At 62.1% G+C, this 24757-nt stretch carries 20 protein-coding genes and 2 pseudogenes; 3 read left to right on the top strand and 19 right to left on the bottom strand.

The genetic code is table 11. From position 1 onward, the window contains the following. Positions 1-7: 7 nt before the first annotated feature. Positions 8-1030: an AraC family transcriptional regulator gene (locus A7317_RS09925; RefSeq protein WP_024074652.1), complete on the bottom strand. Its 1023-nt coding sequence runs from the start codon at positions 1028-1030 to the stop codon at positions 8-10. 162 nt (positions 1031-1192) lie between these two features. On the opposite strand from A7317_RS09925, the gene A7317_RS09920 reads away from it, so the two are divergent. After that, positions 1193-2044 (top strand): 3-hydroxybutyryl-CoA dehydrogenase, encoded by an 852-nt coding sequence (locus A7317_RS09920; RefSeq protein WP_024074651.1) that lies wholly within the window; start codon positions 1193-1195, stop codon positions 2042-2044. Then, a complete protein-coding gene (locus A7317_RS09915) occupies positions 2037-2651 on the top strand; it encodes a TetR/AcrR family transcriptional regulator (RefSeq protein ID WP_069075675.1) in 615 nt (204 codons plus the stop codon). The genes A7317_RS09920 and A7317_RS09915 overlap by 8 nt, the downstream gene beginning before the upstream one ends. Before the next feature lie 6 nt (positions 2652-2657). Here A7317_RS09915 and A7317_RS09910 read toward each other — a convergent pair whose 3' ends face one another. Next, entirely contained in the window at positions 2658-3293 is a 636-nt protein-coding gene (locus A7317_RS09910; RefSeq protein ID WP_081329171.1) for a response regulator transcription factor, read from the bottom strand. A 4-nt stretch (positions 3294-3297) separates the two neighbouring features. Further along, positions 3298-5142, bottom strand: a complete 1845-nt coding sequence (locus tag A7317_RS09905; RefSeq protein ID WP_069075673.1) for a PAS domain-containing sensor histidine kinase — start codon at positions 5140-5142, stop codon at positions 3298-3300. Between the two features lie 239 nt (positions 5143-5381). Between A7317_RS09905 and A7317_RS09900 the strand changes: the two genes are divergently transcribed. Then, a complete protein-coding gene (locus tag A7317_RS09900; RefSeq protein WP_024074647.1) occupies positions 5382-7004 on the top strand; it encodes an acyl-CoA synthetase in 1623 nt (540 codons plus the stop codon). 88 nt (positions 7005-7092) lie between these two features. Here A7317_RS09900 and A7317_RS09895 read toward each other — a convergent pair whose 3' ends face one another. The 16 genes and pseudogenes from A7317_RS09895 to A7317_RS09825 form a co-directional block, all read right to left on the bottom strand. Then, on the bottom strand, positions 7093-8163 hold the full coding sequence (locus A7317_RS09895; protein ID WP_024074646.1) for a protein-glutamate methylesterase/protein-glutamine glutaminase: 1071 nt from the start codon (positions 8161-8163) through the stop codon (positions 7093-7095). Beyond that, the gene (locus A7317_RS09890) at positions 8160-8672 is read right to left on the bottom strand and encodes a chemotaxis protein CheD (protein ID WP_024074645.1); all 513 of its coding nucleotides are present in this window, start codon (positions 8670-8672) and stop codon (positions 8160-8162) included. Before A7317_RS09890 ends, A7317_RS09895 begins: the two co-directional genes overlap by 4 nt. Then, complete coding sequence (locus A7317_RS09885) at positions 8665-9468, bottom strand: CheR family methyltransferase (protein WP_024074644.1); 804 nt, start codon at positions 9466-9468, stop codon at positions 8665-8667. The genes A7317_RS09890 and A7317_RS09885 overlap by 8 nt, the downstream gene beginning before the upstream one ends. A 21-nt stretch (positions 9469-9489) precedes the next feature. Then, a complete protein-coding gene (locus A7317_RS09880) occupies positions 9490-10014 on the bottom strand; it encodes a chemotaxis protein CheW (RefSeq protein ID WP_069075672.1) in 525 nt (174 codons plus the stop codon). Between the two features lie 55 nt (positions 10015-10069). Further along, positions 10070-10582 (bottom strand): chemotaxis protein CheW, encoded by a 513-nt coding sequence (locus A7317_RS09875; RefSeq protein WP_223840712.1) that lies wholly within the window; start codon positions 10580-10582, stop codon positions 10070-10072. Positions 10583-10585: 3 nt separating this feature from the next. Further along, positions 10586-11560: pseudogene (locus tag A7317_RS31010) on the bottom strand (methyl-accepting chemotaxis protein); the annotation flags it as partial. A gap of 192 nt (positions 11561-11752) precedes the next feature. Beyond that, positions 11753-13003, bottom strand: a pseudogene (locus A7317_RS31005) (MCP four helix bundle domain-containing protein); the annotation flags it as partial. A gap of 23 nt (positions 13004-13026) precedes the next feature. Continuing rightward, positions 13027-15177 (bottom strand): chemotaxis protein CheA, encoded by a 2151-nt coding sequence (locus tag A7317_RS09865; protein WP_172831344.1) that lies wholly within the window; start codon positions 15175-15177, stop codon positions 13027-13029. Between the two features lie 4 nt (positions 15178-15181). Then, complete coding sequence (locus A7317_RS09860) at positions 15182-15499, bottom strand: STAS domain-containing protein (protein ID WP_024074639.1); 318 nt, start codon at positions 15497-15499, stop codon at positions 15182-15184. Between the two features lie 33 nt (positions 15500-15532). Next, the gene (locus tag A7317_RS09855; RefSeq protein WP_024074638.1) at positions 15533-15901 is read right to left on the bottom strand and encodes a response regulator; all 369 of its coding nucleotides are present in this window, start codon (positions 15899-15901) and stop codon (positions 15533-15535) included. A gap of 13 nt (positions 15902-15914) precedes the next feature. Continuing rightward, the gene (locus A7317_RS09850) at positions 15915-17192 is read right to left on the bottom strand and encodes a methyl-accepting chemotaxis protein (protein ID WP_081329170.1); all 1278 of its coding nucleotides are present in this window, start codon (positions 17190-17192) and stop codon (positions 15915-15917) included. A 70-nt stretch (positions 17193-17262) separates the two neighbouring features. Beyond that, entirely contained in the window at positions 17263-17892 is a 630-nt protein-coding gene (locus A7317_RS09845) for a response regulator (protein ID WP_024074636.1), read from the bottom strand. Further along, complete coding sequence (locus tag A7317_RS09840; protein WP_024074635.1) at positions 17892-20789, bottom strand: PAS domain-containing sensor histidine kinase; 2898 nt, start codon at positions 20787-20789, stop codon at positions 17892-17894. Before A7317_RS09840 ends, A7317_RS09845 begins: the two co-directional genes overlap by 1 nt. Before the next feature lie 281 nt (positions 20790-21070). After that, a complete protein-coding gene (locus A7317_RS09835; RefSeq protein WP_024074634.1) occupies positions 21071-22534 on the bottom strand; it encodes an amidase in 1464 nt (487 codons plus the stop codon). 16 nt (positions 22535-22550) lie between these two features. Then, positions 22551-23783 carry an MFS transporter gene (locus A7317_RS09830; protein WP_024074633.1) on the bottom strand — a complete coding sequence of 411 codons (1233 nt, stop codon included), beginning with the start codon at positions 23781-23783 and terminating at the stop codon, positions 22551-22553. A gap of 10 nt (positions 23784-23793) precedes the next feature. Further along, positions 23794-24726: a SphA family protein gene (locus tag A7317_RS09825; protein ID WP_024074632.1), complete on the bottom strand. Its 933-nt coding sequence runs from the start codon at positions 24724-24726 to the stop codon at positions 23794-23796. Positions 24727-24757 lie beyond the last annotated feature (31 nt).

Below are 24757 nucleotides of genomic sequence, written 5' to 3'. Positions count from 1 at the left end.
AATGGCATTAGGGCTTGCCCTGGACGCGGTCGCGGTAACGGCCAGGGCTTTCACCGGTCCACTTCTTGAAGGCCCGATGAAACGCGCTGGGCTCCTGGAAACCACTGTGCGCGGCGATTTCACCAATGCTGGCCCGTGTCTGGCACAGCAGCTCCAGCGCCATGCTGCGCCGGACTTCATCCTTGATCTCCTGAAACGAACAGCCCTCGCGCTCCAGGCGTCGGCGCAAGGTACTGGGGCTCATGTGCAAGTCCACCGCCAAGTCCTCCAGGGCCGGCCATTGGCTGTAATGACTGCCACGCAGGCGCTGGTACACCTGGGTCGAGACGCCATGTGGGTTGCGAAAGCGGATCACCAGCCATTGCGGCGCGCTGCGCAGGAACACCTTGAGCGAAGCCAGGTCCTGGACCACGGCCAGGTGCAGGTAGCTGCTGGCAAATTCGATTTCGGTGCGCTCGGCGCCAAACGTCAGGTTGTAGCCCCACAGCAACAGGTCGTCGCTCTGGGGCGGACGGGCATGGCGGAAATCGGCGCGATCGATGGGCACGCGTCGGCCACCCAACCAGCACAGCAGGCTGATCATCAGCACCAGAAAGGTTTCTTCGCCATAACGACGGGTGTCGTCATCGCCGCCGCCGGCCTCCAGGCGCAGCACCGCGCGCTTGCCCTGCACGCTGAGGCTGCCGCGAAAATCGCGCAGGAACAGGGAGAAACTGGCCAGGCACTGGGTGAGTGCCTTGCCCAGGTTCGGTTCCTGGATCAGCCCCCGGCAGATCAGGGCGAAACTGCCCGGCGGCATGCCATGGGAGTCGAGCCGGAAGAACTCGTCGTTCAACTCGCGAATCTGGATCAGCCATAACGCCGCAAACGCACTGGCCGGCACCCGGGCCTCGGGCTGATTCAGCAGCGCCGGCGCAATGCCCGCTTCGGCCAGCACCGCGGCCTGCCGCTCAGGCTGGTCGCGCAGCGCATGGATCATGACCTGCACGAAGTAGACGGCAACCGAATCCTTTTCCCGCGTGGGCATCATTCTGGGGTCCTGTAGCGTGAACATGGTAAGAAACGCCAATACAACTGACAGGTTACGGCATAGGCCGCCACATTGTCGGGCCCTAGACTCTCGCCCAATGCTCCGTATTGCAAGGCGTGCCTGCCCTGCAAAGGCAGCGCACCTTGAGAAGAGAGACTGACGATGAATTTGCAGACTATCGGCATAATCGGCGCGGGCACCATGGGTAACGGCATCGCCCAGGTCTGCGCAGTGGCCGGCATTAACGTGACCTTGCTGGACATCTGCGCCGGTGCCCTGGAAAAAGCCCTGGCCACGGTGGGCAAGAACCTTGATCGCCAGGTCAGCAAGGGGCTGCTCAGCGAGTCGCAGAAGCACGCCGCCCTGGACAAGATCCGCACCAGCACCGACTACACCAGCCTGGCGCCTGTGCAATGGGTGATCGAGGCCGCCACGGAAAACCTCGAGCTGAAACGACGCGTGTTGCAACAGATCGCCGCGCACGTCGATGAGCGGTGCGTGATTGCCTCCAATACCTCGTCGCTGTCCATCACCGAACTGGCAGCGAGCGTCAACGCCCCCGAGCGCTTTATCGGCCTGCATTTTTTCAACCCGGTGCCGGTGATGGGCCTGATCGAAGTGATCCGGGGCCTGCAGACCAGTGACGCGACCCACGCCCAGGCCATCGAGCTGGCCCAGTACCTGGGCAAAACCGCGATCACCGCCGGCAATCGCCCAGGCTTTGTGGTCAACCGCATCCTGGTGCCGATGATCAACGAAGCGATCCTGGTGCTCCAGGAGGGCCTGGCCAGCGCCGAAGACATCGACGCCGGCATGTGCCTGGGCTGCAACCAGCCGATCGGCCCGCTGGCACTGGCCGACCTGATCGGCCTGGATACCCTGCTGGCGATCCTGGAGGCCTTCTACGACGGCTTCCAGGACAGCAAATACCGCAGCGCCCCGCTGCTGCGGGAGATGGTCGCCGCCGGTTACCTGGGGCGCAAGACCGGGCGCGGCTTCCATAGCTATGGCTGAATATCGCTCGCGCCTGTGCGAACACCGCAACAAGGCCCTGGAACTGCTGGCCAGCAAAGGCTTCGGTCAAGTCGGCATGCGCGAGCTGGCGAGTAGCCTGGGGCTCACCCCGGGCTCGCTGTATCACCACTATCCCAGCAAGCAGCATCTGCTGCTGGACCTGATCGAAGAGTTCTACGAAGAACTGCTGACCACCCTGGGGCGCGTCGAGCAGCGACCACGCTCGCGCCAGGACAATCTGCAACGGCTGATCCACGCGCACCTGAGGCTGCATGAAGAGATGCCCTGGCATTTCCGCCTGGTGGAGCGTGACAGCGGTTGTCTCACGCAAGACCAGCAACTGCGGGTGCGGCAGTTGCGCGAACAATACGAACGCCGACTGTTGCAGATGCTCGGCCGGCCGCGGCGCCTGAGTGCCCAGGCCCTGCAAGCCGCTGGCCACGCCATCGCCACGCTGCTGAACAACGCGCCGAGCTGGCTGGCCGATCAGGCGCTGGATGAGGCGGAACGCACCGAACTGCTGGAGAACCTGCTCACCGGTGCCATCGAGCGCATGCTGGCGACAAGGCCCAGTGACCGGCCGAGCCTGCAGGTTGCCGTGGCCTGAGCCGCCTCAGCGCAGGTGCAGGGGGTCGACCAGGCCGGCGGCAATCGCCATGCCCACCAGCTCCGGTAAATGACTGGCCGCCATGCGTTTCATCACCCGTGCGCGATACAGATCGATGGTCTTGACGCTGACACCCAACTGCTCGGCGATTTCCCGGTTGGTGTAGCCCTGCACCAGCGGGAGCAACACATCGCGCTCCCGTGGCGTCAGTTGTTGCAGGCGCGCCTGGACCCGCGCAGGCCCTTCGCCCAGGCTGTGGTGTTGATCGGCTTTGCTCAGGGCTTGCTGCACGCTGTCCAGCAGCAACTGTTCGTTGTAGGGCTTTTCGATAAAGTCATGGGCACCGGCCTTGAAGGCACGGACTACGATCGGCACGTCGGCGTGGCCACTGACGAAAATCACCGGCAGGTGCAAGTCTCGGCTGCGCATGTGCTCCTGGACATTCAGGCCGCCCATGCCGGGCATGCGCACATCCAGCAGCACGCAGGCATTGAGGCGGCTGTCGCAGGCCTCAAGAAAGTCGCGGCCACTGGTAAACGGCAGCGCCTTGAGGCCCACCGACTCCAGCAACCAGACGGTCGAGTCGAGCATCCCCTGGTCGTCATCCACCACATACACCACCTGTTCCGTCACGCTGACCATGCCTTCATTCCTGTTGTTGTTGTGTTGCACCGCCCTGGGCATGTGCCGGCAAGCGACAGCACATTTGCAGGCCTGCCGACATCGGCACAGCCTGCAACTCGCCACCGAAACCTTCGATGATGCTGCGACTCATGGACAAGCCCAGGCCCAGGCCATTGGCCTTGCTGGTGTAGAACGGGGTAAATATCTGCTCCAGTTGGGCCGGTGATACACCGGGGCCCTGGTCGCTGACGTCGATCTGCACCCAGCCGTCACGCTGCGCCACGGCGCCGATGACCAGGCGCGAGGGCCGGCCGGGATGGGCTTCGCGATTCGCCTCGATGGCATTGCGCAGCAGGTTCAACAGCACCTGCTCCAGCAGCACGCGGTCGGCGTAGATCAGCGGCAGATTATCCGGCAGGCGATCCTCGATCGTCACCTGGCAATCGCCGGCCTCCCAGGCGCACAGGCGTACCGCTTCGCGGGCCACCTCCCGGGGGTTCAACGCCTCCATGCGCCGTCGGCCCTTGCGCAGGAATGCGCGCAGGCGCTTGATCACTTGCGCGGCATGGTTGGCATGCACGGAGATCCGCTCCAGGCCCTGCGCCACCCGTTCGGCCGCCGGGGAGTCGCTGCCCAGGGCACTCAGGTAACGCTGGCTGGCGTTGGCGTAGTTCACCACGGCCGCCAGGGGCTGGTTCATTTCATGGGCAATGCCCGACGCCAGTTCCCCCAGGGTCACCAGGCGCGCGGTGTGGGCCAGTTCATCCTGGTGATGACGCTGTTGAGCCTCGCGCAACTCCCGTTCAGTGAGGTCGCGAACCACCAGGGAATAAAAACGCTCGCCGCTGGCAGAGCGATGCGCCAGCAACATCAGCACCACGGGCACCGTCACCGCCCCACCCAGCGGTTGCAGGCGCGTGTCGAGGCTCCAGCGGCCATGGCGTTCCGCATTACTCCAGCCTTCGCGGTGCAGGCAGGCCAGGACCTCGCTGCCGAGAAACTGCGCCAGGCTCGGCATCTGCGGCGATTCAAGCAACCCCAGGATGCGTCGAGCGGCAGGGTTGAGATAGGTCACGGCCCCGCCGGGCTGGATAAACAACACGGGGTCGGTGTGGGCCTCCACCACCTCGGCCAGGCGCCGGGTGGTTTCCTCGGCCTGGACCCTGGCCGTGATATCGCGGGACACGCTGACCACCTCCACCACCGCCCCCGTGTAGGTCTCGCGGATTGCCCGGCAGGCCGTCTCGAACCACAGGTAATGCCCCTGACGATGGCGGATGCGATAGGTCATCGTGTAGTAACCGTCCTGCTCCAGGCCCTCACGGGCGCGACGCGCCAGCCTGGCCAAGCCCTGGCGGTGAAACAGGCGTTGCGCCGGGCGCCCACGCAACTCCCCCGGCCAATACCCCAGCAAGGCCCAGGACGCCGGCGAGGCATCGAGAAAACAGCCGTCGGGCGTGTGCCGGGAAATCAGGTCGGTGGTGTTTTCGATGATCAGCCGGTACAAGCGCCTGGCCTTGACCGATTCGCGCTCGGCGGCAATCTGCGCACTGGCGTCCCGGCAACGGGCCAGTACGCGATTGCCCCCAGGGTCGGGAATAAAGGTCCACACCAGGATGCGGTCGGCGAACTGCGCCTCGACATTTTCGATCGCCCGCGCCTGCCCCAGGCACGCCTGGACGAGCGACACGTAATTGACCGGCAACAGGCTTTCGCACTCGGCCAGGGACAGCTGCTCGAGCAATACCCGCAGCGCCGCATTGAGTTCCAGCGGCCGGGCCTGGGCGTCCAACAGGAGGCTCGGCTGCGGGTCATGATCGAGCAGCGGCGAGCAGCGCGGCACGCGCACAGAGTTGCCTATCATCATCGAACCTATGCAGAGGGAAAGCCGGTGAGCGAAATATAGTAGATATACTATACAACTCAGGTAGTACTTCCATATATCCGTGCGAACAGTATATAAAAGCGGCCGGAGAAGTCACCGCGCTTTTCCTGCTGGGGCCGGCTTGCCTACGCTAAAGCCTCAAGGCCAGCGTTGTCCGCCGAGCGGCCAGCACCAGCACCTCGACCAATAGAGCTAATAATCAGCCACCGGGTATTTGCACCATGTCCATTTACGAGCAAGGCCTCGCGCCGACCAGCGTCAATCACATCGCCCTCTCGCCGTTGAGCTTCATCGAACGCACCGCCAGCGTCTATCCCGACTACCCTGCCGTGATCCACGGATCGGTGCGCGCCACCTGGGCGCAAACCTACCGTCGCTGCCGACGCCTGGCGTCTGCCCTGGCTGGTCGCGGGATTGGCAAAAACGACACGGTGGCCGTCATGCTGCCCAATATCCCGGCCATGCTCGAAGCGCATTTCGGCGTGCCGATGATTGGCGCGGTCCTCAATGCACTCAATGTGCGCCTGGATGCCGAGGCTATCGCGTTCATGCTGGCCCACGGCGAAGCCAAGGTACTGATCGCCGACCGCGAGTTCCATGACGTGGTGCATGCCGCCATTGGCATGCTGGACCATCCGCCGCTGGTGATCGACGTCGACGACCCGGAATACGGCGAAGGCCAGCCGGTCAGCGAACTGGACTACGAGGCCTTCCTGGCCGAAGGCGATCCGGACTACGCCTGGCAGTGGCCGGAGGATGAATGGCAGGCCATTTCGCTGAACTACACCTCGGGGACCACCGGCAACCCCAAGGGCGTGGTCTATCACCACCGCGGCGCCTATCTCAACTCCCTGGGCAACCAGATGATCTGGGCGATCGGCAACCACCCCGTGTACCTGTGGACCCTGCCGATGTTCCACTGCAATGGCTGGTGCTACCCGTGGATCATCACGGCCTTGGCCGGGGTGCATGTGTTCCTGCGCCGAGTCGATCCGCAGAAAATCCTCAATCTGATCCGCGAGCACCAGGTCACCCACTTGTGCGGTGCGCCGATTGTGCTCAACGCGCTGGTGAATATGCCGGACTCGGCCAAGGCCGCCATCGACCACCCGGTGAACGCCATGGTCGCCGGCGCCGCTCCACCGGCCAAGGTGATCGGTGCCGTGGAAGAAATGGGCATCAAGGTCATCCACGTCTATGGCCTGACCGAAGTCTATGGCCCGGTGACCCTCTGCGCCTGGCACGCCGAATGGGATGCCCTGCCCCTGGAAGAACGGGCGCAGATCAAGGCACGCCAAGGTGTGCGCTACCCGACCCTGGAAGGCGTGATGGTCGCCGACCCGAAAACCCTTGAACCCACGCCCCATGATGGCCAGACCATCGGTGAGATTTTCATGCGCGGCAATACCGTGATGAAGGGCTACCTGAAGAACCCGACCGCCACCGCCGAAGCGTTCGAAGGCGGCTGGTTCCACACCGGCGACCTGGCGGTGACCCACCCCGACGGCTACGTGGAAATCCGCGACCGGCTCAAGGACATCATCATTTCCGGCGGCGAGAATATCTCCACCATCGAACTCGAAGGTGTGCTGTACCGCCACCCGGCCGTCATGGAAGCAGCCGTCGTCGCCCGCCCCGATGAGAAATGGGGTGAAACGCCCTGTGCCTTCATCACCCTCAAGGCCGACCACCCCCACGTCCGCGAAGCCGAGATCATCAGTTTCTGCCGAGAACACCTGGCGGGCTTCAAGGTCCCGCGCACGGTGGTGTTCACGCAGTTGCCGAAGACCTCGACCGGCAAGATCCAGAAGTTCGTGTTAAGGGACATGGCGAAAAAGCTCTAGCCCGAACCCCAGACCACATTGTCGAAACGCGAGTCTTTGAGCCTGGGGCGCAGGGTGTCCTGCCGCCCCTCACACACGGACCGAAGCCTCAGCGACGCTGATGCGTCGACTGCAAAATCGCCGCCGCAATATGCTCAAGGGGCAGCTCACGCTCCACGGCCCCCAGCTTGAAGGCCTCCTTGGGCATGCCGTACACCACACAGGACTGTTCATCCTGGCCGAGGGTGCGGGCACCGTTGTCGTGCATTTCCTTCAAGCCTCGGGCGCCATCGTCCCCCATGCCCGTCATGATGATGCCCAGGGCGTTGCCCCCCGCACTGCGGGCAACCGAGCGAAACAGCACATCCACCGAAGGGCGATGCCGACTGACGGGAGGCCCGTCGACAATTTCTACCTGGTATTGGGCACCACTGCGCTTGAGCAACATGTGCCGGCCACCGGGTGCAATCAGCGCACAGCCGGGCATGACCCGGTCGCCATGCCTGGCTTCTCTGACCTCGATCTCGCACAGTCGGTTGAGTCGCTCGGCAAACGCCGCCGTGAAGTGTTCAGGCATGTGCTGCACGATCACAATGCCTGGGCAGACCCTGGGCAAGGCGGTCAACACCAGCTCCAACGCTTGCGTCCCTCCCGTGGACGTTCCGATGGCAACGATGTTTTCGGTGGTGCGCGCCATCGCCTGAGTGCTCCCAGGCAGTATGGCGTCGGCATTCAACCTGACGGGGACCCGCTCCCCGGACGGCACCATCCGCTTCATGTTGGCCCGGGCTGCGGCCTTGACGGCACCGGCCAGTTCATCGGCGCTGTCGGTCAGAAACTGGCGCAAATTGAGTTGTGGCTTGGTCACGATACTCACCGCGCCGGCAGCCAGTGCCTGCATGGTGGTGGCCGCGCCCTTCTCGGTCAATGTGGAGCAGATGACCACCGGCGTGGGGTGTTCGGCCATCAATTTCTTGAGGAACGTAATGCCGTCCATCCGTGGCATCTCGACGTCCAGCACAATGACATCCGGCCATTGCTTGTTCATTTTTTCCATGGCGAACACCGGGTCCGCGGCTGCGCCAATCACTTCAATAGCGGGGTCTTGTCCCAGGGTCGCCGTCAGTACCTGGCGAACCACGGCGGAGTCGTCAATGATCAGCACTTTGATAAGGCTCATGTCGTACGCTCTCCATGGGGTCTGCCGGGGGGTCGTTGCAGGGCCAGGTAGTTGAGTTCAATGTTGCCAGTGGCAAGATCGAGCACCACGGTGCGATACCCCACGCCTTCCACGTGGAAGTTGTGGCAAGGCAACTGGTGCAGGTCGAGCAGTCGCCTGGCTTGCTCGACATTGCGTTGCCCGACGTAGTGGTTATCCGCACGCGCAAGCCCGGGAAACATGTCCCCACCACCGTAGACATTGATCCTGAACTCGGCAGGCCGGACCTTGCTCGCGTGTATCCGTGCGAGCAACAATTCGAGTGCCTCATTGCCGTAGCGCCCGTCCAGCACACCGGGCTTGGCCACCGCGCGCTGCGGCAGCAGGTAGTGGCACATGCCGCCCAGCAAGTGCCGGGGATGCCAGAACACCAGGGCCACACACGACCCCAGCACGGTTCGTAGCCGAATCGAGCCAGCGCCGAAAAACCACTCGCCGGGATTCAGGAACACCTCGCGGGAATCAGGCATGTGGCCTCCGGTAGATGGAAGGCTTGACCAGCCGCAGCTCATCGGTGATGCCATTGAGGCTCTCCGAGTGACTGACAATGAAATACCCACCCGGCTTGAGGTGGCTGACCAGCCGCTTGACGACCTGCACTTTGGTGTCGTTGTCAAAATAGATCATCACGTTGCGCAGGAAGATGACGTCAAACATCCCCAGTTTCGGCAACGGGTTATTCAAATTGATCGCCTGGAAGTCGATCCGCGACGCCAGCGCCGGTTCGACCATGAAACACCCGTGGTTGGTACCGACACCCTTGAGGCAATATTTATGCAGCAGTGCTTCGGGAATCCCGCGTGTCCCGTCCAGGGGGTAGCGCCCTAGGCGGGCCTTGTCCAATACCCGGCTGCTGATGTCCGACGCGACAATTTCCCAGGGCCGACCGGCGAGGTTGTCCGCCAGGACCATCGCCAGGGTATAGGGCTCCTCCCCGGTCGAGCACGCGCCACTCCATACGCGCAACGGCCCGCTGCCGCGCAGTTCGGGCAGCGCCACATCACGCAGGAAATCAAAATGCTTGGGCTCGCGGAAGAAATAGGTTTCGTTGGTGGTCAGCATGTCGATCGCCACCTGCAGTTCCGCACTGTCCTGCATCAGCACCTTGTAGTAAGCGCCGTAGTTCGTGAGCTTGAACACTTGCAGGCGCTTGGCCAGCCGAGCGCTCACTAACTGTTTCTTCGCATCGGACAGGCTGATGCCCGCGATCTGATGAATGAGATTGCGAAATTGCTGAAACTCGGCGTCGGACAGAATCACGTTCATAAGGACGTTTCCAAGAAAGAATCAGACGGTCGCAGGCAGCGAAGACTCAAGGTTCGCCAGTGCATCGACCTGCTCCAGGGACAGCACCCGACCGACATCCAGCAACAGCACGAAACCGCTCTCCAGCTTGCCGATGCCCAACAGGAAATCAGCCCTGACGTCGGTACCGAAGTTCAGCGAGGGTTCGATGTCCTGCCCGGCGATCTCGAGCACTTCGCTGACCGCATCCACAATGATGCCCACCGGCTTGCGCACGGCATTGGTCTGCACCTCGAGGATCACAAAGCAGGTCCTTGAGGTCTGTACGGTGCGTTCGCCGCGAAAGCGCACCCCCAGGTCCAGTATGGGTACCGCGGCGCCTCGCAGGTTGATCACCCCGCGAATGCTGGGGGGCAACAAGGGCACGCTGGTGATCGGCCCATACTCGATGATCTCTCGTACGTTGAGCGTGCCGACGGCGAACATCTCCTCCCCCAGCTCAAAGGTGAGGTACTGGCCTGGGCTCGAGGCCGTGGCATTGCCTGGATTTTCGATGGATAGCGCCATGATTCACCTCGGATCAGTTACTGTCCGCCTGCGCCTGGGGGCGCGGCCGTTCGCGTCACACTTTCATCAAGCCGGCCATCTCATCGACACACAAAACATGCTCAATTTGCAGCAGCGTGACAAAGTCGCCTCGCACCTTGGTCATCCCCCGGATGAAGTCGGTGCGAATGTGATTACCGAAGGCGGGGGCGGGCTTGATATCCGCATCGAGTATCTCGATCACTTCGCTGACCGAGTCCACCACCACCCCCAGGACCTGGGACTCACCCTCCTTCGCCGCCTCCAGGATGACAATGCACGTGCGGCTGCCCAAGACCGTCGTCCCCTGGCCAAACCGGGCCTTGAGGTCCACCACCGGCACCACCGAACCGCGAAGGTTAATGACCCCGCGCAGGAACGCCGGCATCATCGGCACGCTGGTCACCTGGTTGTATTCGATGATTTCGCGAACACTCAGGGTGTTGACCGCATACATCTCCTGGGCCGCCAGGAAGGTCAGGTACTGCAAGGGTTCCTCGACTTGCAGTGGTGGCTCGAAAGTGCCCGACATAACGGCTGAGGCACTCATGGGTCAACTCCCGAAGCGGACGAAACCACCGCTCTCTGAATGGCTGTCCTGATCATGGGTGAACGTCGCACGGCTGGTGGCGGGCATCGAGACCGTCCGCCCGGCGCGCTTGGTCTGTACGGTGAAAAAGCCCATCAGTTCCTGCAACTGCTCGGCCTGGCCGCTCATCTCCTCGGCCGTCGCAGCCAGTTCCTCGGAAGCCGACGCGTTTTGCTGGGTCAGTTGGCTCATCTGCGACATCGCGCTGTTGATTTGCTCGGAGCCGATGGATTGCTCTTCGGAGGCGGCTGCAATTTCCTGCACCAGGTCCGACGTCTTGGCGATCGACGGCACGATCTCGTCCAGCAGGTTGCCCGCGCGTTCAGCCAAGGCCACGCTGTTCTTGGCCACTTCACCGATTTCCTGCGCGGCAATCTGGCTGCGCTCGGCCAGTTTGCGCACTTCTGCCGCCACCACTGCGAACCCCTTGCCATGCTCCCCAGCACGCGCGGCTTCGATGGCGGCGTTGAGCGCCAACAGATTGGTCTGGTAGGCAATGGAATCGACGATGCCGATTTTCTCGGCGATGGTCTTCATCGCTGCCACGGTATCCTTGACGGCTCGACCGCCTTCGGACGCTTCCTTGTTGGCTTTGCCCGCCATGCCATCGGTCACCTTGGCATTCTCGGTGTTCTGGGCAATGGACGCCGACATTTGCTCCATCGATGCCGAGGTCTGTTCCACCGATGCGGCCTGTTCGGACGCCGATTGAGCCATGCTCTGGGCCGTCGCGGAGATCTCTTCCGAGGCACTGGACAGCGAGTCCGCCGAGCCGCGCACTTCGGCGATGATTTCCGAGAGTTTTTCCACGGTGCCGTTGACGGAGTGCTTGAGCTCCAGGAACTTGCCTTGATAGTCGCCGTTGATGCTACGGGTCAGGTCGCCGCCGGAAATCGCCGACAACACCTCCATGGCTTCGGTAATCGGCACGATGATCGCATCCAGCGAACCATTGATGCCGAGGATGATGCGGCGGAAGTCACCCTGATGCCGTGTCACGTCAGGGCGGGTGTCCAGCTTGCCGATCAGCGCGCTGTCACTGATCTGGCGGGTGTCTTCGATCAGTGCCTGGACGTTAGCCCGCAGTTGCTCGATGTTCTCGTTGATAAAGGCTTTTTTGCCTGGGAACCGCTCAAGCGGCGCCGACAGATCGCCTTCGCCGAACGAACGGATACAGGCCATGGCCTTTTTCTTCACGCTGATATGGCCGCTGACCATGTCATTGATACCCTGGCCGATATCACGGTACGAACCCGAGAAGCGATCCACATCGATCATGACGTCGATGTCACCTTTTTCGTGCTCGCTGGACATGTGTTGCATTTCATTGATCAGCGCCAGGATAGTGGTGCGCAACAGCTCGATGTTTTCGTTGATAAAGGCTTTTTTGCCTGGGAAGCGCTCGAGGGGTGCCGACAGATCGCCTTCGCCGAACGAACGGATACAGGCCATGGCTTTTTTCTTGACCGCGATGTGGCCGTTGACCATATCGTTGATGCCCTGGGCCATGGAGCGATAACTGCCATGAAAGCGGCCAGCATCGATCTGCACGTCAATGTCACCCTTGTCGTGCTCACTGGACATACGGTCCATCTGCTCGATCAATTCATGCAGGCTCGCGCCCAACTGCTGCATGCTCGCCATCAGGCTGGTGGTGTCACCCTGGCGCAGCGTTGCCTTTGCCGTCAGCTCGCCGGCGGACAAACGTGCAGCGAAGGCTCGAACCACCGACGGCTCGGCACCGAGCTGGCGCATCAGGCTACGCCCCAGCAACCCACCGATCAGCAGGGTTGCCAACAGCGTCAGGCCACTCACCAACAGGATGATGTAGCGTGCATTCTTCTCGGTGGCGGTCGCGAGCAGTTGGCCCTTGCGCCCCAGTTCCAGGTTGTATTCGCGCAGATCACTGATCGCCGTCAGCGCCGCGTTTTGCAAGGGCTGGCTCGCCTCGATCAAGGCACGGGCCGAGGCTTGATCGCCGCTGGCGACGAACGTGTCGAAACGCGCCTGCAAGCTGGCGAACTCCTCCAGGCGACCACGCAGTTGCTTCAACAGTGCGGTGTCATGGTCGTCGGAGATCAACTCGGCCTGATAGTGATCCAGGGCTTTGGCAATGACACTGAAACGCTGGGCCACGCTCTCGGCGTAACTCGGCACGACATTTTTCTCGGGATCGTTCAAATGCTGCCATTGCAAGGCATGAAGGTCGGTGAAGGCCGCGGCGGCACGGTCGATGTCCAGCAAGCTGGGGACCGTGTTGGCATTGGCATAACTGGCGCTCGTATTGATTTTATCGGTCAGGTAAAAGCTGGTGCCGCCCAACACGACAACACCCAGTACGGCCGTGAAAACCAACAACATGATGTTTCTGATAACGGTCATGGCGAGGAACTCCTGGTGACGCTTCATTGAGTCGATAAAGGACTTGGGATCGAACGGTAGGTGGCGTCCTTGGCAACGAGTCCTAACAGATTGGGTATATCCAGAATCAGGGCGACGGCTCCACTGCCAAGGATCGTGAACCCGCCCAGTCCATGGGCCTCACCAAACACTTTGCCCAATGGTTTGATCACGGTCTGAAACTCCCCCTGCAAGCGATCGACCACCAGGCCGGCACGCAGGCCTGCGTATTGCACGACGACCACGTTTTCTCGGTTACCTCCAGGTTCTTGCACATCAAACATGTCCCGCAGGCGCAAGATCGGCAGCACATCGCCCCTGAGGTCCAGGTAGCCGGTGCCTGCCGATTGCTCCGGCGCCAGCTCGATGCACTCCTCGACCATGTTCAGCGGGATGACATAGGACGCCTTGCCCACCCCGATCAGGAAACCGTCGATGATTGCCAGCGTCAGCGGCAGGCGAATGCGCACCGTGGTGCCCTGCCCCTCTTCGCTCTCGAGGCTCACGCTGCCGCGCAAAGCCGTGATATTGCGCTTCACCACGTCCATGCCCACGCCGCGCCCCGACAGGTTGCTGACCTGGTCGGCGGTGGAAAAACCCGGCTCGAAAATCAGATTCAGAATGTCTTTGTCCGCGGGTTGCTGGCCTTCGCCCACCAGGCCACGCTCGCGGGCCTTGGCGAGGATTTTGTCCTTGGCCAGGCCACCGCCGTCGTCCGACACCTCGATCACGATGCTGCCGGATTCGTGATAGGCGTTCAGGCGCACCGTGCCCTGGGCCGGCTTGCCACGTTGCAGGCGCGTGGACGCGGGTTCGATGCCATGGTCCATGGCATTGCGCACCAGGTGCGTCAGCGGGTCGCCGATACGCTCGACAACCGTCTTGTCCAGCTCGGTCTCGCCACCGCCGATGTGCAGCACGATGTCCTTGCCCAGCTCTTTGGATACGTCCCGCACCACACGCTGGAAACGCGTGAACGTCGCGCCGATCTGCACCATGCGTAATGTCAATGCCGAGTCACGGACCTCCTCCACCAATCGCGACAACAGGCTGGTGGCCTCGATCATCTCGCCAATCCCGCTACGCACCGCCACCAGGTTGGCTCCGGCGCCGGCGATGATCAGCTCGCCGACCAGGTTGATCAGTTGATCCAGCTTGCCGGCATCGACCCGAATCAGGTTGCTTTCATGACTCGCTGCACTCTTGCCGGCCTTGATCACCGGCGTGTTCGAGTCCTGTGTTGCATCAGGCTCGTCGCGCGTCTCGGCCGCTGCGTGCTCGCCCTCCTGAGCGACGAGTACGGCCTGGGGCTCAGTCAATGTGCCGCAACGCACCAGCAGCTCGAGCAACGCAGCCTTGTCTTCCGGCAATGCATCGATGTGCGCGCGGCAGACTTGGACAGTGGCGTGGGGTGCGAGGATCTGCACGATCGCGTCGTCGCGCACAAAATCAAAGGCGCCGTCGATGACCTCACGGGAAGCGTCGCTGGCCAGCGCGAGTTCAAACCCCAGGTAGTTGGTTTCCGGGTCCATGGACGCCAGGGGCGGCAACGCGTCGAACAGGCTGACGGTATGCAGCAAGCGCCCCAACGTGCTCAGGTAGCGCAGGAACGCCAAGGGGTCCATGCCATTGCGCAGGACATCCGGGCCAAAGCGCAGGGACAAATGCCAGTGGCCAGGACTTGCCCCTTGCTCATCCGTCGACGACGGCTCCCCTTTAGGGGTGGGCGAAGCGGTCGCGACCGAGCCGTCCAGGTACAGGGCAAGCCGCTCACCCAGGCGTTGGCCCTGGACCTGCAACGGTTCGTCCAATCGATCGAGGTTGCCATCCTCGGCCAGCAGGTCGATCAATTGGCCGATATGGTCACGGGCGTCGAGGAACAACGCACTCAACGCCTCGTCGACCCGCACTTCCAGGCTGCGTACCCGATCCAGGACGCTTTCGGCGACATGGGTGAACTCAACGATGGGCATCAAGCCAAACAAGCCGGCCGAGCCTTTGATGGTGTGGGCGACGCGGAACAGGCCGTTGATGGTGTCCAGGTCCTGCGGCGACTTCTCGATCTGTAGCAGCGCATCTTCCATCTGCAACAGCAGTTCGCGACTCTCGGCAATGAAAGTCTGCAGCACGTCATCCATGTTCATGGGCTGGGCCATACGATCATGCTCCGACCGACAGGGGGAAAGAGGCATTGGTGAAGTAGTCGTCAAGGCCGCTGAGCCGTATCGCTTCGATCACCGTCGGGCTGGGGTTGCTCAGCAACAACTGCGTGCCCTCTTTGAGCGACTCGCGCTTGATGAGGATCAACAGTTGCAAGCCGGCGCTGTCCAGTTCGTCGACATTGGACAAGTCCAACTCGACCTCATGGGCCAGGGGAAACAACGACAACAACACGTCTTTTTGTTCAGTCGCCGTGTAGATCGTCAGGGGGCCTTCCATGACCTGGATACGACGGAGCATCGGGGTGGGGCTTTTCATGGAGACCTCCTGGCCAGCAGTCGCTGGTCATCGCTATGGCAGGATCAACTTGGAGACGGCGGTAAGCATTTGTGCGGGCTGAAAGGGCTTGACCATCCACGCCTTGGCACCGGAAGCCTGGCCTTGCTGCTTCATCGCATCACCGGCCTCGGTGGTCAGCATGATGACCGGCGTGAACTTGTAGGCCGGCAGCAGCTTGGCGGCCTTGACGAAACTCAAGCCGTCCATGTTGGGCATGTTCACATCACTGACAATCAGGTGGATTTTGCGGCCGTCCAGCTTGCTCAGTGCGTCTTTGCCATCACAGCCTTCGATGACGTCATAACCGGCGCCTTTGAGCGTGATGCTCACCACCTGCCGGATGGAGGCCGAGTCGTCGACGATCAGAATGGTTTTGCTCATCGGAAAAACTCCTCTAGAAAAAGGTGATTTCGTTGGCCTCGGCCTTGGCGTGCGGCTGACCGTCATGAATGGCGTGCTGCTCCGGCATCGTGTAAGCCGTTGAAAGCTCTTGCAGCCAACGGTCACTGCGCATCGGAGGGAGCGCATGCCCACTCAGGCTCGACGCTTGGCGCTCGTCCAGTTGCTGCTGCAGCTTGCCCAGGTCGCCGGTAATCAGGGTCAACATCTGGCTGACGCGATCCTGGAACTGCAAGGCGACCAGCACCTCGGCAATCTCGTCGGCGACGCAGGTACTCTGCTGCTGCAAGTCATGGCTGTTGCGTACGAGGGTCTGGGCGGTAGCGCGAAAATGTTCGATGACCTGAGAGACCACGCGCTCCGAATCGGCGAGGGTCACGGTGTCTTGCTCGGCGTGGTGGCGGGACATCTGCACCGTACGGGCAATAGCAGCGTTGACGGTGATCACGGTTTCACTGATCTTGCGCCCGGTTTCGCCGGACATGCTCGACAACTTGCGCACCTCATCGGCGACTACCGCAAAACCTCGCCCGGCCTCACCGGCTCGCGCCGCTTCGATGGCCGCATTGAGGGCCAGCAGGTTGGTTTGACTGGCGATGTCACCGACGAACTTGGCCATCTGCTGAAGTTGCTCGGTGAAACCCGAGAGCTGCATGACTTCCTTGAGTTCGCTCTCTTTATTCGACAGCGCGGTGCGCAGGGCCACCACGATGGAGTTGAGGTCCTGCTGGCCGACTTCCAGCAAGTCGACCAATTGTTGGGAGGCGTCTTGCCCGCCATTGCTGGCCACGCTGTGGCTGATGTTCGAGGACAGCGTGCCGAAACGTTCGCTGAGCTTGAGGATGGAGGTTTCGCTGATGGCTCGAGCCGCTTCTATCTGCCGCGACCAGATCGGAAGCACGCTCAGGCACACGTCTGCCAGGCCGTTATCGACGGCCAACGCCGCCGAGGCCACTGCCGGCTGATCGAGCTGCTGGCGCAGGCGGGCCCACTGGACCTGGTAGCCCCGGTTCGCCCAAAAGCCCAGGCCGATGCACAGCGCCAACAACAGACTCGCCACGCCCACTGACCACGCACTGAAGCCATTGCTGTAGGCAACTGCCAGGCCACCGAGCAGACCGGCCAAAGCCACGGGAAACAGCGTCAAAGCGGTCGAAGGCGGGGTGGTCTGTTCGCTCACGGTCTGTCTCCCATTCAAAGCATCTCGTCGCCGGTTGATCGGCTGTTCGATTGCCTGAGACAGATGCTGGCCCAATAATGGCACTGCTGCCATCGGACCATCCCTATTCTGGGGTAGGGATACCGGGAGTCCGGGTAGGAAAATCCCTACCCGCGGGGGTTGATCACGAAATACCCAAGGTCATGGCGAAGCGCACAATGTCTGCGGTGGAGCTGAAACCCATCTTTTCCATGAGCCGCGTCTTGTGGGTGCTGACGGTCTTGTTGCTGATGACCAACTGCTCGGCAATCTGGTTGACGCTCATGCCATGCGCCAGCAAGCGCAGGATCTGGAACTCGCGATCGGACAGGCTTTCCACGTAGGTGTGTTGCTTCAAGCCACTGCTCTGCAGGGCAATCTGCTCGGCCAGGTTGGGGTCCAGATAGCGTTGACCACTGGCCACGCGACGCATGGCAGCCAACAGCGTCTCGGGGTCGCGGTCCTTGGTGAGGTAGCCGAGCGCACCGGCGCGCAGTGCGCGTTGCGCGATGTGAATCTCGTTATGCATGCTCAACACCAGGATCGGCAGATCCGGGTACTGGGTATGCAGCCGGGCAATCAGGATCTCGCCACTGATACCCGGCATGTTCATGTCGAGCAGCAGCAGGTCGATCTCGACCTGGCGCAACAGCTCGATCACTTGGGTACCACTCTCGGCTTCGGCCACCACCTGGACGTCGGCGACCAGCATGAACAACTGCTTGAGCCCTTCGCGCATGATGGTGTGGTCATCGGCAATCAGCATGCGAATCATCAGTACGTATCCTTGTGCATCGGAATGAACGCTTGCACCGTAGTGCCGTGTCCGGGATGGCTGAAAATAATCACTTTGCCGCCCAGCATCAGGCCACGCTCGCGCATCCCGGCCAACCCTAAGGTCTTGCGGCCAACGGCATCCGGGTCAAACCCCTTGCCGTTATCCTGGACCTCCAGCAGCCAGTGGGTTTCCTGCGGGCTCAGGGTGACGCTGACCTGTGTCGCTTCGGCGTAGCGAGCGATATTGGTCAACGATTCCTGCACGATGCGAAACGCTGCGGTGATGTGGGTATCGGGGAGCGTCAGGGGAATCGAAGGCAGGTGCAACGTGCAAGGAACCCGGGTCAGGGTGACAAACTCGGTTGTCAGCCATTCCAGGCCGGAGACCAGCCCCAGGTTCAGCGCAGACGGTCGCAGGCTGGTGGAGACATCCCGTACGACCTGGATGGTCTTATCGGTCAGTACCATCAGCCGTTCGACCTGCGGGGTAAGTTCGGGCGTGCTGGCACCGAACTGAAACCTCAACAGCGATATGCCCATGCGCAGTGCGGTCAGGTGCTGGCCCAGTTCGTCATGGATTTCCCTGGCGATCAGTTTGCGCTCCTCTTCGCGCGCCGTTTCGCGGCGGGTCGACAGATCACGCAACTGTGCATTCGAATTGGCCAGGCGCCGCTCGGCAGCACGCAGCTTGGAAATGTCGCGCCCCACCGCCAGCACGCTGACTACCCGCTGGCCGTCGACCTCCGGCACAAAGTGGATCAGCACGACTTTGGGCGCGGCCTTCAACCCCGAGAGGAGAAACTCCTGCTCCGTCGCTTTATTCTGCTGGATCACCTGAGCCACCAATTCGCGAAACAGCTGAGCCTGGTTGTTCAGGGGGGCCACCGCATCCATGGGCATTCCGATCAGTTCCGGCCACGCCCCGCCCACCCATTTTTTCAGCTGCGCATTGACGTACAGCACTTGGCCATGCGCACTCACGCGCACGATAGCGTCCGGGCTGTTTTCAACCAGGGCGTTGATGTCGTGCTGGCGTTCGAGTTCTTTCTGCCGAGCCCTGGCCAACAGGGTAATGTCGCGACTGATCACCAGGATCCGCGGAGCCACCCGGGCCGAGTCCGCTACCGGCACCAGGGTCAAGTGCAGTTGACGAACTTCGTCACGCAGCACCATGCCCTCATCCGACTCGATCACGCGTCCGACCACCGTGCATTGCTCACAAAGCGCCTGGATTTTTTGCGCGCTCAACCGACCAAAGATCGACGCCAGGCTCTCATCGATCACCTCGCCATGCGCTTTGCCCAGCGCGCGCAACAACGCAGGGTTGACCTCGACGCAACGCAGGTCACCGACCGAGGTCATTTCCAGCAGGCACAGCATGTCCAGGGTGTGGTCGAAAATGTCCCGGTAACGACGCTCGCGCTCCCGGAGTAACGACTCCGACTGCCAGCGTTCGATGGCGATCGCCGCGATGTGACACGTCTGGCGTACGCGCAGGATATCGCTCTCATCCGGCTCGTCGCCGGGAGACAGGGACAACTCGAAAATGCCCAGGACGCGCCCTTGTTTGTCGACGATCGGTTCGCACCAGCCAGCAGCGGGACTGGATGCCGCCAGTCCAGCAGGGGCCTTGTACGTCGCCAGTCCGATGCCGAGCGGCTCTGCCAGCCGTACCCCGCAGGACCGATGGGGCAAGGCCATTTGCAAATAGCCCACCAGCAACGCCAGCGTCTCCTCCAGAGCCCCGCCGGTCGCCATTTTTTCGAAAATCCCCAGGCGCGCGTCTTCCAGGACCTGTTGCTTGCGCAGCTCGGTAATGTCGTGGGCCAGCGCCAGCACGCCGATCACCTCACCGCTATGACTGCGCTCGGCCATCAGGCTGACCGCACAACTGACATACTCGGTACTGCCCTCGAAGGTCCAGCTGTCGAGGAATTGCGCCGTTTCCCCCGTCGCAACCACATGACGCAGCTGGTTGAGATAGTGACCTGCGCCCTCGCCAGGGCTGACGCCTATCGACTCGTCATAAGACCGGCCAGTCAAGAGCAGAAAGGTCGGGTTGACGTAAGTGCGTAACAGATTGCGGTCGTAGCGAACAATGATGTTGGGTGAGTTTTCCGCGAGGGTGAGAAATTTGAGTTCGCTGCCCATCAAGGTTTCGCGAAGCTGCCAATTCTCGGTGATGTCCTCCAGTTGGGACACGAAGCAGACCGGCTGGCCTTGATCATCCCGTACCAGGCCCACGGTCAACCTGACCCACACCACGCGCCCGTCGCGATGGATATAGCGTTTATGCAACGTAGCGCCTGGCCTTGCACCGCGCTTGAGTTCGTCGATCAACTGCTTGCCGACCTCGCGGTCCTCGGGGTGGGTCAGCGCCATGAACGTGGTGGCTTGCAGTTGCGCCTCGCTATAGCCCAGCAGCGTGCAGATGACGCCATTGGCCCGTAGCCAACGACCGTCCAGCGCCACCAGCGCCAGGCCGGTACCCGAGGAATCGAAAATGGACCTGAGCGGAATGTCCGAGAAACTTTCGGTATTCGATTGCGGGGGCGATGGCGCCTGGCGGGCAATGACCTCGACAATAAAATAATCGTCGCGCCATACCGTGAGCGAGATGTCCAACCCGCACGACACCCGGCTCAACGCCGCGAAAACAGCGCGCGTTTTCCCCGCCGCCTTTTCCAGGGCAGCGTAAAACAACCCATGGTCTTCGGACCGCAGGAGGGAGATAAATTCGCAGCCCGTGGCGGGGCGAACGCCGTTTTGGATTTGCAGATGTGAGAACGCGGGATTGCCTGCGACCACCCGAGCAGCTCGATCCAGCGCGACCACAGCACCTGACAGGCAGGCGAGCACGCTCTCGAGGGTTTGCAGCATTTCATCGTCAGCCACTACAGCTCCTTTGCCTGTCCTTCGCGAATGATTCTTCCCTGTGCTTCCTGCGGTAAAACACTCAGCAATGACTGGATGGACTATCGCGCCACCGACTTGCCTGGCCTACGCCGACCAGTCGGCCTACCGCAGGCTGGAGCATTTGTGTGGTGACGCCTGGAGCTTTTCCGAAATAATTTGTAATCCTTATCTGAAGGGTAGCTCAAGATCAAAAATAACGACAGGGGGCTACCCGTGGTACGCGTTGATAACCATTGGCAGCCACCCTGTTTCGCCCCTGATTACAGCGCTGAAGCGGGCCGCCGGCAGGCATTGAACGGCGGGATTCGCCCGCGCCAGGGTTGGGCGCGCTCCAACTGCGCGGCGAGTGCGAACAGGGTACTTTCCTCGCCAAAACGACCGGCGAAGTGCGCGCCCATCGGCAAGCCCGCAGCGCTCCAGTACAGCGGCACCGACATCGCCGGTTGCCCGCTGGCGTTGAACACCGCCGTGAACGGCGAATAACTGTGGAAACGCTCAACCAACGCCTCCAGGCTCAAGCGATCGTCTTGCAGGTCCAGCTCACCTATCCGTACCGGTTCACGCGCTAACGTTGGCGTGAGTATCACGTCGTAGTCCTGCATGAACATCGCCAATTGGCGGCCCAAGGCATGTATCCACTCCACCGCCCCGGCGTACTGCGCGCCGCTGACGTCGCCCTTGGTGCGCAGAATGATCCGGGTGCGCGCCTCCAGTTCCTCAGGCCGTACCGCACATCCGCGCATCTGGCCCAACACCTCGACGTAATGCCGGGTACCTGCACCAATGATGGTGAAGACCTTATCGAGAAACTCCGGCAGCACCACCGGCAACGTGGCCGGCTCAACACGATGGCCCAAGGCTTGGCACACACTGGCAGCCTGGCGCACGGCGTCCACAGACTCATCGGAGGTCGGCCAGGGTCCCAGTTGCTCGACCAACGCAATCCGCAGCGGTCGAGGGTCACGTTGCACTGCGCAGACATAGGGCTGTGCCGACAGGGGGGCCGCGTAAGGGGCGCCCAGGTCGATCCCGGCCGTGGCATCCAGCAACGCGGCGCTGTCACGGACCGACAGGGTAATCCCATGGGGGGTGCCCATGCCGGCCCAGCCCTCGCCAATCATCGGCCCCGACGGCAGCAGGCCACGGCTCGGCTTAAAACCAAAGACACCGCAACATGACGCAGGGACGCGCAAGGAGCCGCCACCATCGTTGCCATGGGCAAAGGGGACGACACGGGCAGCAACCAGGGCCGCCGCGCCGCCGCTGGAACCGCCCGCGCTATGCTCGAGGTTCCAGGGGTTGCGCGTCGCGCCAAAGCGAGTGGACTCGGTGGAGTAGGACGTGCCGAATTCCGGAGAGGTGCTGGTGCCGAGAATCAAACAACCGGTGCCGCGCAAACGGGTGACTATTTCGGCTTCAACGTCTGCGCGCGCGCCTCCCAACGCCAGTGAGCCATTGGTCATCGCGGCCCCCTTGACCGGCGAAAACAGGTCCTTGACCAGGGTCGGCACCCCGGCAAACACACCGTGAGCGGGTCGCGACGCGCGTGCCGCCTGCCGCGCCGAATCGTAGAGCCGCTCGGCCACCGCATTCAGCTGCGGTTCGATCCGTTCGATACGCTCAATCACCGCTTCCAGCAGCTCGCCGGGCTGCACCTCACCACGCCTGACCCACTCGGCCAAACCGGTGGCGTCCTCGCTGTCCAGCAGGTTGTGGATGTCCATGTTCATCTCCTATTGATTATGAATGACTTGATCTGAATGCCTGGGTGAGCGCTTTGCGCCGCGCTTGCAGGCCTGCCAGGGCCCATGCCAGGGCCGAGGCGAAGCTGGCGCAGGCCAGCCACAGGATTGAACGACGTACGTCACCCGAGTAAACGCTGAGCAAGGCCACCACCAGCGGGCTGACAAATTGACCGAAATACAGAAAAGCCGTGAACCCGCCCAAACCGCGCCCGCGGGTTTTCGCACTCAGGGCATTCATCACCGGCGCCATCGCGTTAGGCACCAGGAGCCCGGCGCCCAGGCCGTGGATCAGCACTGCCAGCAACACCATGGTGTAGCTCGGCGCTCGCACCAGCAGCCACAACCCCAAGCCCAACAGGCTCAGCAACAGCGCATTGCAGCCGGGGATACCGATGCACCGACGCAGCAGCGGCCAGGCTAACGAACCGCCCAGGGTCGCCAGCAGGCTGCCCCCCGCCGACAGCCCGATCATCGTGCTTGAGGTAACGCCGAGGCTGACGAGTAAAACCGGCGCCTGGATCGGCACGATAAAGCTCAGGACCATCCCGCTGAGGATCAGCAGATAACCGAGCACCAGGGGCAGCACGGCCACCCTGCCCTGTTCAGCCACCTCGACGGGTCGGCGGGCGACCGCGGGTTCCCACAGCACCTTGATCATCATCGGCACCAACAACAGTGGCAGCAGGTACAACAGGAATGGCAGGCGCCAGGAGTGTTCGCCCAATGCGCCGCCCACCACATAGAACAGCGAGCCGACCAGACCGATGGTGACCACTTGCCGATTGATGTAGCGCAGCCGCTCCTCGCCGTGCCAATAGTCGGCAATCAGCGTGGCGCAACAGGTCATCACCACCGCCTCCGCCGCGCCGAACAGCAGGCGTACACCGACGATGGAGGGCAAGTTATCCAGCAGGGCCGGGATGGCTCCGAGCACGGCATATAACAGGGTGGCGATCACCAGCAACGCCTTGCGCCCGACCCGGTCGGCCAACCAGCCGGCCAGGGGCGCGCACAGCACAATCGCCAGTGCCGGCCCGGTGACCGCCAACGGCACCAACAAGTCGGCACGCGGTTCCAGCGGGCCGAACTCGGCACCGAGCTTGGGCAGGATCGGCGCCACCATGGCCGCGCCCATGATGGTCAGGCTGCTGCCCAGCATCAGCACCAGCCCTTCACGGCGCCCGGTGGCTTGCCGTGGTGCGGGGAAATCGGAATGTGATGAGTTCATGGCCAGCCCCTTAGAAGCTTTGAGAAATACGCAGCGCCACGGTGTAACCCTGGGCACGGTTGACGGCGTCGGTTTCCTTGTAGGCATGCAGCCACACAGCCGGCAGGCCGGGCTTGAAGTAGCTCACTGCCGGGCCGACGGCCAGCACCCGCGCGCGGTTGCCCGATTGCAGCCCGGGCGCATCGTCGTCGGTGAACTGGCGGTAGTAGTACCCCCCCAGGCCCAGGATCCACGGCCCCACATGCTGACCGACGGCAAACTCGTGCCGATACTCCACACCGCTTTTGTAATCGGTGGCAGGGTTACGGGTGTTGACGTCGACTTCAAAGCTGGAAGAAACCTCAAAGCCACTGTCGGTGATGTAAGTAGCGTTGACGATCGGCGAGAACGTCCAGTGATTGAGCCCTGGGGAGACCAGACGATTCTTGTCGTAGTCACCGGTGGGCGTCTGGATCTGCAACTGGGTGTTGATAAACAGATTCGGCGATAGATTCCATTGCAGGATCACCGGTAGAAATTGCACGTCGGCCAATCGAAACGGATCGGCTTCCAGGTTCAGCGGGCCGGCCGGTGTCGGTACCTGGAGGGAAGCGTCCATCTTGAAAAATGGCACCACCATGCCGAACCCATAGTTAGCGCCCAGCACGGTGTGATCCGTCATGCGCATATACGCGGCCGCGATGGACAAGACATCCAGAGAAAGATGGTTGTCAACTGAACGTCCGTGGCGATCTTTCTGCACATTGGTCGAGTAAAACGCTGTTCGCACCCCCACTGTCCCAAAAGGCGTGGCGGGCGGCATCATCCCCGCGCCGAAATCGTAGACACCAACGGCCGTGGTCGGCGAACCATTCTCGGTGCCGTGCACACTGGCGCAGCAACCGACCAGTCCCAGCGTAAACAGCGTCACACGCACGGTGCTTGCATTATTCTTGTTAATCATCGAATGCCCCTCCCATCAAGTGGTGTGGGCC

This window comes from Pseudomonas fluorescens, assembly GCF_001708445.1.
GTDB lineage: Bacteria > Pseudomonadota > Gammaproteobacteria > Pseudomonadales > Pseudomonadaceae > Aquipseudomonas > Aquipseudomonas gorinensis.
Note: the sequence above shows the minus strand (reverse complement) of the source record. Positions and strands in the feature narration are given on the sequence as shown.